General features: G+C 58.2%; 12 protein-coding genes. 3 read left to right on the top strand and 9 right to left on the bottom strand.

The genetic code is table 11. From position 1 onward, the window contains the following. Positions 1-82: 82 nt before the first annotated feature. The 4 genes from WDB86_RS02995 to WDB86_RS02980 all read right to left on the bottom strand — a co-directional run bounded on the left by WDB86_RS02995 (position 83) and on the right by WDB86_RS02980 (position 5,551). On the bottom strand, positions 83-3,028 hold the full coding sequence (locus tag WDB86_RS02995; RefSeq protein WP_406736559.1) for a Hint domain-containing protein: 2,946 nt from the start codon (positions 3,026-3,028) through the stop codon (positions 83-85). An 89-nt stretch (positions 3,029-3,117) separates the two neighbouring features. Continuing rightward, the gene (locus WDB86_RS02990) at positions 3,118-3,516 is read right to left on the bottom strand and encodes a DUF4186 domain-containing protein (RefSeq protein ID WP_339107305.1); all 399 of its coding nucleotides are present in this window, start codon (positions 3,514-3,516) and stop codon (positions 3,118-3,120) included. A gap of 5 nt (positions 3,517-3,521) precedes the next feature. Continuing rightward, positions 3,522-4,472, bottom strand: a complete 951-nt coding sequence (lipA, locus tag WDB86_RS02985) for a lipoyl synthase (RefSeq protein ID WP_339107306.1) — start codon at positions 4,470-4,472, stop codon at positions 3,522-3,524. 137 nt (positions 4,473-4,609) lie between these two features. Next, on the bottom strand, positions 4,610-5,551 hold the full coding sequence (locus WDB86_RS02980) for a LysR substrate-binding domain-containing protein (RefSeq protein ID WP_339107307.1): 942 nt from the start codon (positions 5,549-5,551) through the stop codon (positions 4,610-4,612). Positions 5,552-5,659: 108 nt separating this feature from the next. Here WDB86_RS02980 and WDB86_RS02975 point away from each other — a divergent pair, with 108 nt between their 5' ends. Further along, complete coding sequence (locus tag WDB86_RS02975; protein WP_406736558.1) at positions 5,660-7,108, top strand: catalase; 1,449 nt, start codon at positions 5,660-5,662, stop codon at positions 7,106-7,108. A gap of 131 nt (positions 7,109-7,239) precedes the next feature. On the opposite strand, the gene WDB86_RS02970 is transcribed toward WDB86_RS02975, so the two are convergent. Then, complete coding sequence (locus tag WDB86_RS02970; RefSeq protein WP_406736557.1) at positions 7,240-8,262, bottom strand: DUF6456 domain-containing protein; 1,023 nt, start codon at positions 8,260-8,262, stop codon at positions 7,240-7,242. Between the two features lie 209 nt (positions 8,263-8,471). Between WDB86_RS02970 and WDB86_RS02965 the strand changes: the two genes are divergently transcribed. Further along, entirely contained in the window at positions 8,472-8,768 is a 297-nt protein-coding gene (locus WDB86_RS02965; protein ID WP_406736556.1) for a DUF6477 family protein, read from the top strand. Positions 8,769-8,822: 54 nt separating this feature from the next. On the opposite strand, the gene WDB86_RS02960 is transcribed toward WDB86_RS02965, so the two are convergent. Next, the gene (locus WDB86_RS02960; protein ID WP_406736555.1) at positions 8,823-10,370 is read right to left on the bottom strand and encodes a helicase HerA-like domain-containing protein; all 1,548 of its coding nucleotides are present in this window, start codon (positions 10,368-10,370) and stop codon (positions 8,823-8,825) included. 478 nt (positions 10,371-10,848) lie between these two features. On the opposite strand from WDB86_RS02960, the gene WDB86_RS02955 reads away from it, so the two are divergent. Further along, complete coding sequence (locus WDB86_RS02955) at positions 10,849-11,526, top strand: invasion associated locus B family protein (RefSeq protein ID WP_406736554.1); 678 nt, start codon at positions 10,849-10,851, stop codon at positions 11,524-11,526. A 49-nt stretch (positions 11,527-11,575) separates the two neighbouring features. On the opposite strand, the gene WDB86_RS02950 is transcribed toward WDB86_RS02955, so the two are convergent. The 3 genes from WDB86_RS02950 to WDB86_RS02940 are packed head-to-tail and all read right to left on the bottom strand — an operon-like array spanning position 11,576 to position 14,171. Next, complete coding sequence (locus WDB86_RS02950) at positions 11,576-12,781, bottom strand: beta-ketoacyl-[acyl-carrier-protein] synthase family protein (RefSeq protein ID WP_406736553.1); 1,206 nt, start codon at positions 12,779-12,781, stop codon at positions 11,576-11,578. 3 nt (positions 12,782-12,784) lie between these two features. Further along, positions 12,785-13,063: an acyl carrier protein gene (locus WDB86_RS02945; RefSeq protein ID WP_339107314.1), complete on the bottom strand. Its 279-nt coding sequence runs from the start codon at positions 13,061-13,063 to the stop codon at positions 12,785-12,787. 7 nt (positions 13,064-13,070) lie between these two features. Further along, the gene (locus WDB86_RS02940) at positions 13,071-14,171 is read right to left on the bottom strand and encodes a UDP-3-O-(3-hydroxymyristoyl)glucosamine N-acyltransferase (RefSeq protein WP_406736552.1); all 1,101 of its coding nucleotides are present in this window, start codon (positions 14,169-14,171) and stop codon (positions 13,071-13,073) included. Between the last annotated feature and the right edge of the window lie 49 nt (positions 14,172-14,220).

Below are 14,220 nucleotides of genomic sequence, written 5' to 3'. Positions count from 1 at the left end.
ATGAACGCTAGCATGCTTCGCCTACGCAGATGAAGATCTCCCCACAAGCGCCATGATGCAGGCAACGTAAGGGCAAATTGTCTCAGGTGACAGGCTGGGCCATCGCCCGCCAGCGCCGGAGATGTTCGGGGGTCACCATTTTGCGTGCGAGCACAGGGGCGATCTGCGGCCCGTAGAGGCTTTGCACGGGCCAGTTGCCCAGTAGCGCGGGCGCAAGCTGCGGACAGGTGCGCAGCAACGAGATCTGGTCCTGCCGCGACAGCGCCTGAAACCCCACAGGGCCGGGCCAGAAGCTTTCGACCCAGAGACCGTTGATCCGAACGGCGGAATGCGTTTCGAGCAGCAGGTGGATATAGCTGATCTGGCGTTTGCCGCGCATGATCCTTGCCCCCTGCCAGCCGCAATCGGCCAGATGTCTGGCACGGATAAGACGCGGACCGGTCTCGGTCCTGAGCCAGACGCAATGCTGGCCCGACAGCACGATCCTTTCATGCGCCCCCAGTGATCCGGCCCGAATCTCTATCGGCAGCAGACGGGGGGTCTTCAGGTCTTGCTCCCCGAGATCGCGACGCCCGACCCAGAGCACGCGCGCGGCTTTGTCCTGCGTCTGCACGAAATCGCCCGCGCGCAGGGTTTCGATGGCACGCGGCCCTTCGGGGGTGGCAATCTGCATCCCCGCCGCGATACAGGGAATGCCGATGGAATAGAGCTGCGGCGCGGTGGATAGCAGGCTCGGGTCCACATTCTGCAATGTGAGCGTCTCGCCATTTGGGAAAGACAGAACCGAGCCGCCTGCCCCGTCCGAGCTGATCACCACATCCCATGCATTCACCGGATCGCCATTGGTATCGGTGAGTGCGGACACGTCGAGCTGGTCGACCGTATGCCCGTCGCCGCTATCGGTCATGTCGAAATCGGTGACGATGTCAGAGCCGAAATCATCGGCCAGACCCAGCGTATCCGCACCGTCGCCTGTTGTGATCAGGTCGTCGCCGGTGCCACCATAAATAAGATTGGCCCCCTGACCGGCAAGGATCGTGTCATTGCCCTCACCGCCATCCAGCGTGTCCTGTCCGGTGGTGGTCGAGCCGACGAGGGAATCGTTGCCCGCGCCGCCTGACAGGGAATTGGCACCGGTTCCGGCGATCAGCGTGTCGTTGCCATCGCCCCCGTCAAGCGTCGTATTGCCGGCACCGCCATGAAGGTAATCATCGCCCGCCTCGCCATAAACGACATCATTGCCGTGATCGGTATAGACGATGTCATCACCAGCACCGGCATAGACGGTATCATCCCCCGTGCCTGTATTGATTGTGTCCGCATAGGCGCTGCCATCGATCTTGTCGGCCCCTGCGCCCGCATCGATATTGACGCCACTGCCGGCCAGACCGGCATCGAACTGGTCATCATAGCTGGTACCGTCGATTTTCTCGACATCCCAGAAATAGGTCAGAGTGCTGCCGCCATCATAGCTGATGGTGCCGACACCATTGGGGTCGGAGGTCCAGCTGACCTCTGCGGCCCCGCCCGAGAGCGAGACCGTATCGAAATCCGCCCCGCCATAGATGCTGCTCGCCCCGTCGGTTGCGCGCAGATCGAACAGGTCGTCTCCGGCATCGCCATAAAGCTGGTTCTGGCCGGTGCCGCCCCAAAGCGTGTCATTGCCCGCGCCGCCGCGCAGGGTGTCATTTCCGGCCCCGCCATCCACATAGTCATTGCCCGCACCGGCATCGATGCTGTCATTGCCATCGCCACCAAAGAGCGTGTCGTCCCCCGCACCCGCCTGAACGGTATCGTCCCCCGCCTCCATATTGGCGTAAAAGCCCGACCCATCGAGGGCACCGTCCAGCGAATCCGCATAATTCGAGCCGACATAGCCTTCGATATTGTCATAGGTCAGGCTGCTGGTGCCATCGGTGGCGGAGCCATCCTCGAAATCGCTGGAGGTGATGGTGACCCCATGCCCCAGACTGTAGAAATTGAGGATGTCGTTATCCGAACCGGTGGTGGTCGTGCCGCCGCCCAGCACCGTGTCGATGCCCCAGCCATCGCCGAAGAAGAAGACATCGGCATCGGCCCCGCCATCAAGGGAATCATTGCCGCTGCCGCCCGTGATCGCATCCGCGCCGTCGCCGCCGTGGATGGTGTCGTTGCCTTCATCCCCGAGCAGCGTATCATTGCCCGCATCGCCATAAAGCAGATCATTGCCCGTTCCGCCGCTGATGAAGTCATTGCCATCGCCGCCGTAGAGGGTGTCATTGTCTCCTTCGCCGTAGATCACATCATTGCCGGTCCCCCCGAGGACCGAATCCGCACCGGCATTGGACCAGATGGTGTCGTTGCCCGCACCGCCATCGATCGTATCGTTATAGGTCCAGTTATTGGTTCCGCTGATGTCGTCGATGATATCGTCGCCATCGCCGCCTCTGACACTGTCGCCATCAAGCGAGCTGGCCCCGCCTTGGCCGTAATAGATGGTGTCATTGCCCGCGCCGCCATCAATAGTATCGGCACCAGCATTGGAGGTGATGGAATCATCTCCGGTGCCACCCGCGAGCGAGTCGCCATTGGACGCGCCGATGATCGTGTTATTGCCGGTAGAGCTGTAGCTTGCCGAATGGATCGCCGAATAGTTGACGCCCGAGGTGTTGGTGGTTGACGAGGGCGACATAACGACGCCCGGCTGGATCTCGGAACTGGCGAGATAGCCGACGATCGTGTTGCCGATCTTGACGGTATAGAAGACCTGCGGATTGCCGCTAGGATCGGTATAGTTGAACGCATCCTCGATATAGGCGGTGCCCGAGGTGATCAACGTGCCGCTGGAATCGCGGATCTCCAGATGCTGGAAGTTGTCATTGCTGACGTTATCGGTGGCCGTATCGCCCGATAGCTGGCTGTCATCATCGGTGAAGGTATAGGTCAGCCCGTTGGTTGACGCCTCCCAGTCCGGCCGGAGCCGATACCCCCCGCTGACAAGCTGGAAGTCGCTGGTGCTGTAACCAACAAAGGTATAGGTGGTCGACATACAAACTCACAGATGAAACACGTGGCCAGAGAGATGAGGCCATCCTGTCTCAAATGTTCGAATGTCTGGTTAATGCCATATATGGTTTTTTAAATAGAATCAGGATTTTGTCGCTTTGCGTCCGCAGAGCCGGGGGCAAAGCCCATCTCGCGATCCACCCATGCGATCACTATGGCGACAAGACGTTGCTGCACCGCAGGCGTTAGCGCCTGTCCCTGCGGGATATGGTGCCACGTTTCCAGACAGCTACGGCAACAACAGGCGGTGGCATGTTGTGCAATAAACACCGGATGGCCCCGCATCGGGGTCTGTTTGCCGTCCTTATGCGGGTATGCAGGGGCCAGCCGCATAGCGATGAAATCCTGCGCATGGCGCATAATCACCGACCGGCCCTTTGCATCGCAATAGGCCCGCTCGCGCGGGCCCAGATGAAAGCGGGATCTGAATCTGGATCGGGACAGGCGCGCGAAAAGCTCTGCCTGTGCCATCGCGCTCAGGCGCGACCGAGTTTCGCCAGACGGGCCGAACGCAGCTGGGCGAAATCATCGCCCGCATGGTAGCTCGAACGGGTCAGCGGCGTTGCCGAAACCATCAGGAAGCTCTTGGAATAGGCCGCCTTTTCGTAGGCTTTGAATTCTTCCGGCGTCACGAATTTTGCCACGGCATGGTGTTTGGGCGTCGGCTGCAGATACTGACCGATCGTCAGGAAATCGATATCGGCAGAGCGCATGTCGTCCATGACCTGACGGACCTCATGGGCCTCTTCGCCAAGGCCGACCATGATCCCCGATTTGGTAAACATGGCCGGATCCAGCTCTTTCACGCGTTGCAACAGACGCAGCGAGTGGAAATAGCGCGCACCGGGACGCACTGTCGGGTAAAGCGACGGCACGGTTTCGAGGTTGTGGTTGAATACATCGGGACGCGCCTCGACGACCTTCTCGAGCACTTCCGGCCCGCATTTCAGGAAGTCCGGCGTCAGGATCTCGATCGTGGTTGACGGGCTGCGATGGCGGATCGCGCGGATGGTCTGGGCGAAATGCTCTGCCCCGCCATCTTCCAGATCGTCACGGTCCACCGAGGTGATCACCACATGCTTCAGGCCGAGCTTTTCAACGGCATGGGCCACACGACCCGGCTCGAACACATCCAGCGCGTCGGGCTTGCCGGTGGCCACATTGCAGAAAGAACAGCCGCGCGTGCAGATCTCGCCCATGATCATCATGGTGGCGTGCCCCTGCGACCAGCATTCGCCCACATTGGGACAACCGGCCTCTTCGCACACGGTCACAAGCTTGTTCTCGCGCATCAGATCGCGCGTCTGCTTGTAGCCTGCCGATGTGGGCGCCTTGACCCTGATCCAGTCCGGCTTCTTGGGCTGGGCATTATCGGGGCGGTGTGCCTTTTCCGGGTGGCGCTGGTCGGGGATTTTGAGATCGCGCATGGGATGGGTATCCTTTCGGCTTTGAACCAGCACATAGGCCCAAATTCCGGCGAATGCAACGGAGAGTGCGACAGATCGTCCCGCCTGACAGCTTGCGCATATCAGCCTTTCGGTCTGCGCACACCCTGCACCCGTTCTTATTGCGCCGCTTGCAGGCGCGGACGACGGTAACTTCCGGCGACGGGGAATTCGCTACGCGCCTTGTCGATCACGGACTGCCCCGCCTCGCGCAGGATATTGGCCACGTTTTCGAACCATTCGCCATCATCAACCGCATCGGCACGACGCACAAGGCGCAAGACCCGACCGGGTTGCTCGCCAAAGCGCGAGAGCGCCAGATCGGGGCTGGAGTTCTTTTCGGCCATCGCGGCGATCTCGGGGATCAGGGTCACGCCCATGCCGCTGGCCGCCAAGGCGCAGAGCGTCGAGAGCGACGAAGCCCCCAGATCGACCGATTGTGCCTCGCGGTTCACATTGCAGACCTTGAGCGCCTGATCGGCCAGGCAATGCCCCTCTTCCAGCAGCAAAAGCTCGCCCGGATCCAGCGCATCCGGAGCCAGACCGGCCATGCGCTCCAGTGCTTCGGGCAGACCTGCCAGCAGGAAATGATCCTCGAACAGCTCGATCTCTTCGGTCTCGGGAGCGGGCGTGGCAATCACGGCGGCATCCAGACGCCCCTTGCGCAGATCTTCCAGAAGCTCTGCCGTCTGGGCCTCGCGCAGCCTGAACCCCGATTGGACAGATTGCAGTCTGGGCAGCGCCGAGGGCATCAGATACGGCGCAACCGTCGGAATGACACCAAGGTTCACCTGCCCCTGCCCGCGCCGCAGATCGGCTTCGAGCGATTTCAGCTCGGCATCGATCCGGAGTGCGTGATCAATCACCATGCGCCCTGCCCGCGTCAGTCGGATATCGCGCGGACGGCGTTCCACCAATGTAAGCCCGAGTGATTGTTCCAGCTCGCGGACCTGCATCGACAACGCCGGCTGGGTGACATGGACTGACTCCGCTGCCCTGGAAAAATTCCTAAATTTTTCAAGAGCTAGCATGTATTGCAACTGGCGCAGGGTGATATTCATAAGACTACCTTATTGCTAATCTAAGTATTACCGATTTCCCTTTATCACGTATCTGCCGGATAGTTCCGTCGTAAGGAATAAGGCTAAATTTGCAAAGCGGAGGAACAAATGACCGATAAGTGCAAATTAACAACGAGTGCGGGTGCCCCTTGGGTGTCGAACGAAACCTCCGAAACCGCAGGTGCGCGCGGGCCGGTTTTGATGCAAGACTATCAATTGATTGAAAAACTTGCACATCAAAATCGCGAGCGCATCCCGGAACGTACCGTCCATGCCAAGGGTTGGGGCGCGCAAGGCACATTTACTGTCACACATGACATTACACGATATAGTTGTGCCAAGCTCTTCTCGGAGATCGGCAAACAGACCGAAGTCCTGTCGCGTTGGTCTACCGTCGCCGGAGAGGCCGGAGCCGCCGATGCAGAGCGCGATGTGCGTGGATTCTCGTTGAAATTCTACACAGAGGACGGAAATTGGGACATGGTGGGCAACAATACGCCCGTCTTCTTCGTGCGCGATGCCTATAAGTTTCCCGACTTCATCCACACCCAGAAGCGCCATCCCCGCACCAATATGCGTTCTCCGGAAGCAATGTTCGATTTCTGGGGACGAAGTCCCGAATGTGCGCATCAGGTAACGATCCTGATGTCCGATCGCGGCATTCCGAAAAACCCCGCCCATATGAATGGCTATGGGTCGCATACCTACTCCATGTGGAATGCGGCGGGCGAGCGGTTCTGGGTCAAGTTCCACTTCCGCACCATGCAGGGACATGCCCATTACACCAATGCCGAAGCCGGAGCGTTGATCGGCAAAACCCGCGAGAGTTATCAGGAAGATCTCTTCGGGATGATCGAGGCGGGCAATTACCCCAAATGGCGTTTCATGATCCAGGTGATGCCCGAGAAAGAGGCCGAGACGCTGGCGTTCAATCCGTTCGATCTGACCAAGGTCTGGTCACATAAGGAATATCCGTTGATCGAAGTGGGTATTCTGGAAATGAACCGCAATCCGGACAACTACTTCCAGATGGTGGAAAATGCGGCCTATTCGCCCTCGAACAAGGTGCCGGGCATTGGCTATAGCCCTGATAAGATGCTGCAGGCGCGCGTATTTTCCTATGCCGACGCCCATCGCTACCGCCTTGGCACGCATTACGAGGCCCTGCCCGCGAATGCGCCGAAATGTCCGGTGCATCACTATCACAAAGACGGTGCGATGCGGTTTTTCTCGCAGCAGACCGGTCATCCGGACGCCTATTATTCGCCCAACCAGTATGAGGAAGCGGCCGTTGCGGACCCTGCGGCTCAGGAACCGCCGCTGCGGATTGACGGCAATGCCGATCGCTATGTGCAAGAAGATGCGGATGCCGATTATATCCAGCCGCGCGCGCTTTATCTGGAGGTCATGAATGATGCCGAACGCGACCGCCTGCATCACAATATGGCCGAAGCGATGGCGTCCTGTTCCACGCCGGTCACGGAACGCTGGCTGTCCGTGCTGAACCGTGTGCATCCGGATTATGCGGCGGGTGTGCGCAAGGCGCTTCAGGGATAAGATGCCGCAAGAGCCTTTCGGGCCTTTTCGCCTTGGCGCGTAGCGGAGTGTGTAAGACCTGAAAAAGGCCCGGGAGATGGAGATCTCTCGGGCCTTCAACATGGCATGCGCCCCAAGGTTCGGGCGCCGGATCAACCGATCAACGGGCTTTTGCCGCCATAGCGTTCCTCGTAATGGCGGTGCAGCCGGATCAGAGCGATGCGTAAAACGATTTTGCCAGAGCGCGCCGACCAGCCCATATCCCGCTCGGTCGTCTCCAGCCCTTCCAGAAAACAGCAGCAACGAAGCACGATGTCGCCCAGTCCGGGCCCCAGATCCTGCAAGGCCGCGCCGACCCGCAGTTTGGCTGCCTCGGATCCGGATTCGAGATTGCCCTGCACCGAAAGCCCCCCCGAAATGCCCGCCGTCAGGAAGCGGTCCCAGTTCTGCGTCACGCGCGGCCCCATTTGCGCCAGTTCGAAATCCTCGCGCAGCCGCTCGCCCGCGGCAACAAGCTCGGCCCCCAGAAACGGCTTGCCATCCCTGTCACGCCGCCGCGCAAGAATGCCCAAAGGGCTTTCGGAAGTGTTGATGCTGGGGCGACGGGCGGTTGTCTCGCATTCCGGATCTTCAGGATGTGCGCCCGGCTTGCTGCCCTGCTTGGAGCCCGCCGCCAACCGTAAGGCATCGCGACCACTCCGCGTGATCTCGTAACTGGTCACACGGCCCTGATGCTTGACGGCAATCCAGTTGCGCAACGCAAGGGATTCCGCCAGCCCGACCTCGACCACCATTAACCGCACGGTGCCGCGCAGCACAACAGCCTTGTCCATATTGGAGGCCATCACAAGCAAGGCGCCAAATTCGGTCAGACGTTGCAAAACGCGACGGGACTCATAGGAGAAATCGACAATATCGTCTCTCTTCGGAGGCGTGTCATCTTGGAGCGCAAGGCACGCACCGCCATCGCGCAGATGTTCCAGAGCCGCATCCACCAGAGGATCTTCGCGACGTTCTTCGATGCGACGGATACGCCGCAGAATGGTCGAGGCGTGACAGCCCTCTTGGCGGGCCAGTTGCCGAATCGAGATCCCGTCTTCGACATGGTTGAGATACAGTTTCGCGTAGCTTGTTAACCAATTAGGAACGGAGCCATGACGCAAGTCAGAATGCATTTCGGTTCTCCCAAAAAGGTGGCGGCACGCAAAGGTTGAATAAGTGTCATTCACAGAATTGTGCCGTCTATTTGTTAACCATGTTTGGAAGGGAATGTTCGGGCGGAATCTGATAAAGATTACCAATACCTGCGCACGGTCCTTTGCAAAAACACGCAACACACCCAGAGGTTGATTAGCATTTGTCTTCGGGAAAAATGGAGGCAAAAGTGACAGTATCGGACTCTCTCGCAATCGATATCCGCCGTCCCCGCCTGCTTCTTCAGGCGGCACGTTACAGCGCAAAACACTATCGTCGCGACCGCGATCTGCGGCGTATTTCGGGGATCACGCCTCTCGGGAGCTCAGGGGATGTTTTGAAAACCCTGCTGGTGCAGGAGGCCGAACTGGACGCGCTCAGGCGGGTCTCGCCATTGCAGGCAGGCCGGTACAGCATCGCGCGGCATATCGATGTGCTGGCCGCCATTCTGTGTGAATTGCCGCGCTGCGGGCCGCAAGCGGTATAGCGGCACGCTGCATGATAACATTCGGGCCGCCTATCCCTGGGATGGGCGGCTTTGCTATTTGCGGAAAAGAGATCCCAATAGGCCCCGCACCAATGCCTGACCGCTACGGCTTCCTAATTGGCGCGCAAAACTTTTTCCAAATGTTTCCAGAATTGTATCAGAGCTTCTTCTTGCGCTGCCCGAGCTGGATTTAGAATGGGTTCCGCTATAGCGGCGGGCATGGCTATGCGCTTTTTCCTCGCTGGGTTGGACGCTTTCCTGACTCTGGCCCGCGCGGCGTTGCAAAATCTCGTAGGCAGAGTCGGGGTTGACCGGTTGCCGGTATTTTTCAAAAAGATCGCAGGACCGGATGAGCGCCTGCCGATCGACATCCGTTATCGGCCCAAGCTTTGACATGGGCGGGCGGATCAATGTGCGTTCGGCGATGCCCGGAATGCCCTTCCGATCCAGAAACGAGGTCAAAGCCTCGCCTGTCCCGACATCCCGAAGTGTATCGAGGATCGAAAAGCGCGGATTGTCGCGATATGTCTCGGCAGCGCGTTCCAGATTTTTCTGATCTTTTGCGGTGAACGCGCGCAGCGCATGTTGCACCCGATTCCCAAGCTGCGAGAGAACATCATCCGGAATATCCGTCGGATTTTGCGTCACAAAATAGATGCCTACCCCTTTGGAGCGGATCAGACGCGCGACCTGTTCGATTTTCTCCAGCAAGGGTTTGGGGGCGTCGTCAAAAAGCAGATGGGCCTCGTCAAAGAAAAAGGCGCAAACAGGTTTCTCGGGGTTGCCAACCTCTGGAAGAGTTTCAAATAGCTCGGAGAGAAGCCATAGTAAGAATGTCGCGTAAACCTTTGGCGAATTTATAAGTTTATCTGCAGCCAGAATGTTGATCTGGCCGCGCCCGTCAGGTGCGCTCCGCAGCATGTCGGGAAGCGATAGCGCGGGTTCGCCAAAAAAAACTCCGGCCCCCTCCGTTTCGAGAATAAGCAACTGGCGTTGGATCGCGCCGATGGAACGGGCATCGACATTGCCATAGCGTGCCTGAATTTCATCCGCTTTTTCAGATACGTACAGAAGCAGCGCCCGCAGGTCATCAAGGTCGAGAAGGGCCAGGCCTTCTTGGTCCGCCAGATGGAAGGCAATATGCAATACACCTTCTTGCGCCGGCGACAGTCCAAGAAGCTGTGTCAGAAGAACCGGCCCCATTTCCGAGATCGTCGTGCGTACCGGAATGCCCTGCTGGCCGAAAACATCCCAGAAAACAGTTGGATAGGCGCGATACCGGATGTCAAACCCAATGGTTTCGGCGCGCGTTTGAAAAGCCTTGTGAAGCTTGGCTGTCTCACTGCCGGCCTGGGCCAATCCGGAGAGATCGCCTTTGACATCCGCCATGAAAACCGGCACGCCAGCGTCGCTGAAACCCTCTGCAAGAACCTGTAAGGTAACGGTTTTTCCTGTTCCTGTCGCACCTGCGATCAGGCCGTGGCGGTTGCCGTGGTCAAGGCGCAGGGACTGGACGTCTTGATAATCGATACCGCCGCCGCCGACGAAAATCCCTGTTTCTGTCAGCGTATTGGGCCGTGTCGGGCGGGAAAGATCACTCATGCTGGACTCTCGAACTCTGGCAGTTGAGTGAGGGTAAAATCTACGTTCAATGACGGCAACGAAAAATTAAGTATCTTCCCCTAGTCTTCTAGATATCAGGACGGCGAATTGAGCATCGCTTTTTCTGATTTTTCCTCCCTGTCAGACTGGCCGCATCTAGGTGCGGCTTTTTTTTGTGCAATCGCTTGAAAATTCACTGTGTCACACAGGTTTCATGCGCAAAGCCTGTTGACGAGTTTCCAAGAGGCTTCTAGCGTCGCCTTAAATGACGACGTCGGCCAAGTCCGACAGGGGGAACCTCTTGAAAAGGGCACCGAAAAATCGGGCCCTTTTCTTACTTCAGACCATCCTGTTCCGTTTTCACGACCTGCCTCGCTTGGTTTTGATCACAAGGATTTTGCCCTGACACTCTCTTATCTCCGTGCTATGCCTGACCGCGACGGCCATGATTGGCCCGAATGAAGGATTGAAAGGCATTATGACCAATCTGAATAAGACATTGATGCTCGCCTGCGCGCTGAGCATGTCCGCCTCGTTCGCAATGGCGCAAGATGCAGCGCCGGCAACCGACACCCCCGCCGCACCCGCGCAAGCCGCACCGGCGACAGAGGCGCCCGCAGCTTCCGGTGACGCTGCTGCAGACGCTAAAGAGCCTGCTAAAGACGGCCCCGGCACGACCTATATCGCTTCGACTCATGGCGATTGGAAAGTGCAATGCGTGCATACCGAAGACGGTTCGGATCCCTGCCAGCTTTATCAGCTGCTGAAAGATCAGACCGGCAATAACGTTGCCGATATCTCGATGTTCCCGCTGCCCGATAATTCGCGCGCAGCTGTTGGTGCCACCATCATGGTGCCGCTGGAAACGCTGCTGACCCAGAATGTGGTCATGAAGCTCGATGGGAACGAGCCGAAGGTCTATCCCTTTACCTTCTGTGCTCAGGCGGGCTGTTTTGCGCGCATCGGTCTGACCCCCGAAGAGCTGAACCAGTATAAAAAAGGCAACAAGGTTGAAATGACCATTGTTCCGGTGGCCGCACCGACCCAGAAGGTTAATGTGACGATCTCGCTGTCTGGCTTTACGGCTGCCTTTGACGAAGTCAAAGCGTCCAACGCAAAAATCCAAGCCGAGAAAAAACCGGCAGACAACAAGTAAGATGTTGATATAGAACGAAAAAGCCGCCTTTTGGGGCGGCTTTTTGCGTTCAGGCCCTCTTCAATGCCAGCACGGCATTCATGCCACCAAAGGCGAAGGCATTGGATAAGGCGATATCCACCCTGCTTTGCCGCGCGGTATTCACTACGATATCAAGGGCGCATTCGGGATCGGCTTCGTCATAATTGATCGTCGGGGCCAGCGTATCCTCGTTCAGTGCCAGAAGGCAGGCCAAAAGCTCCACCGCCCCTGTGCCGCCGATGCAATGACCATGCATGGCCTTCGTCGAACTGATCGGAACGCAGGATGCATGCAGTCCTAAAGCGCTTTGGATCGCGGCGCATTCAGTTTTGTCATTGGCTGTTGTGCCGGTCCCGTGGGCGTTGATATAGCCCACCCGACCAGCCTCGATCCGGCCATCCTCCAAAGCGCCACGGATCGCACGGGCAGCCCCGTCCTGTGACGGCATCACAATATCACTCGCGTCCGAACACATTGCAAAACCACAGATTTCGGCAAGAATTTGCGCGCCTCGCGCCCGCGCATGCTCAAGGCTTTCCAGAACGAAAACACCGGCACCCTCGCCCTGCACCATCCCGTCACGGCTTTTGGCAAAAGGACGACATCCGGTCTTTGACATCACCCGCAAGCCTTCCCATGCCTTGAGCCCGCCAAAATTTAGCATCGCTTCCGAACCGCCCGCCAGCATACCATCGGCAAGACCCGCGCGGATCATCTGATAGGCCAGACCGATTGCATGGTTCGAACTGGCGCAGGCTGTCGCAACCGAAAAGCTTGGTCCCTGAAGCTGCCATCGCATAGAAAGATGGGAGGCGGCGGCATTGTTCATCAACCGTGGTACGGTAAACGGATGAACGCGGGATTTGGCTTCTGCATAAACGGCATGAAACGCATCATTGACAGTGCCGTTCCCGCCACCTGCCGTTCCCATGATGCATCCCCATCTCAATGGGTTATCAGGCGTTTCTAATCCGGCCTGTGACATCGCCTCGGCCCCGGCCACAAGCGCAAATTGCGTAAAGCGATCGTAAAGGCCCAGTTCTGTGCGGGTGAAGCGCGCCTCGGGCTGCCAGCCTCTTACCTGCCCCCCGATCCGGATCTGTAACCGCTCAAGATCGGGGATATCCAATGTGCCGATCCCGCAACGGCCTTCACGCATGGCTTCGAACGTGCCGCGCACATCCTGCGCGAGCGCATTAACGGTTCCGGCTCCGGTGATAACGACGCGCTGCATGGCTCAGGCGAGCGCCCCGCCTTTTTGACCGCAAATCATTCGCTCGACCGCGCCGACAATCGCACCGACCGAAGAGATGTCGAAATCCGACTGGCTCGGCTCGTTTGCGTTGAACGGCACGGAGATATCGAACGCTTCCTCGATGGCAAAAATCATTTCAACCAGACCAAGGCTGTCCAGCCCCAGATCCTCAAGCGTCATATCCGGTTGCACATCTGCGGGCGCCATAACAGCTTCCCGCGCAATGATGGAGATGATTTGCTCTTGCACGTCAGACCTCATGAGGTGATTACTCGGTGCCCTTGTTTTCTCTCAGATCTGCAACAGTTTTACGAAGATCTGCGAATTGTGCAAACAATCTCGGCAAGCGGCGCAGTGATTTCTGGATTTCAACCTGTGTTTCCATCTTCACGGCCGGCGAGCCAAGAAGCACCCGTCCGGCCGGTGCATTTGTGAAGATTTTGGTTGAACCACCGGCGATAACGTCATCACCAATAAAGATATTATCCGAAACGCCGGTCTGGCCGCCCAGCACGACACGGTTGCCGATCTTGGTGGAACCGGCAATCCCGACCTGACCACAGAGCATACAGTCCTCGCCGATCTGGACATTATGACCGACACAGACAAGATTATCGAGCTTCGTGCCATTCCCGATTTTCGTCGCACGGATAGTGCCCCGATCCACCGTGCTATTGGCACCGATTTCCACATCATGTCCAATTTCGACCGTGCCCAGAGAATGGATGCGCGTCCAATGCTGCTCGCGGATTTCCGCCCGCTTGCCAACGGTATCGCGGATCTCTTCCACACCGGACTTTTCGGGCGTCACGAAAGAAAATCCGTCTCCGCCCAGCACCGCATTGGGGTTGCAGATGAAACGGTCGCCGATCTTCACATGGGCCATGATCCGGACGCCAGAATGGATTAGCGCCTGCGCACCGATCTGCGCACCTTCTGCGATATAAACCTGTGCAGCGATACGGGCTTGCGGCCCGATCTTCACACCGCGTCCGATATAGGTGAACGGCCCGATCGCCGCGCCCTCGCCGATTTCGGCGCTCGGATCGATCACGGCAGAAGGATGGATGCCAGGGGCAATTTCCGGACCCGGATCGAAGACGCGCGACAGGCCGGCCATCGCCAGACGTGGACGGGGCACGAAAATGGCCGCCTCAAGCGGGAAATCTGCAAGCGATGCACCTTCCCACAACATCGCAGCACGTGCCTGACCCTCTTGCAGACCGGCGGCATATTTCGGGTCCATTGCCAAGGCGATCTGATTGGCGCTGGCAGTCGCGGGCTCGGAGGCGCCGGTAACGCAGATCGCGCCATCCCCCTCGAACCGAGCACCAAGAGCTTTTGCAATCGTATCAATGCGATGTGCCATCGAACTGCCTTTCTTTCGGATGGGTCCGAAGATCGGGCCCTTTCCAAAT

The organism is Thioclava sp. GXIMD4215 (assembly GCF_045291555.1).
In the GTDB taxonomy this organism is placed as follows: Bacteria; Pseudomonadota; Alphaproteobacteria; order Rhodobacterales; family Rhodobacteraceae; genus Thioclava; species Thioclava litoralis.
The sequence above is the reverse complement of the archived record's forward strand: the minus strand, read 5'-3'. Positions and strand labels throughout refer to the sequence as shown.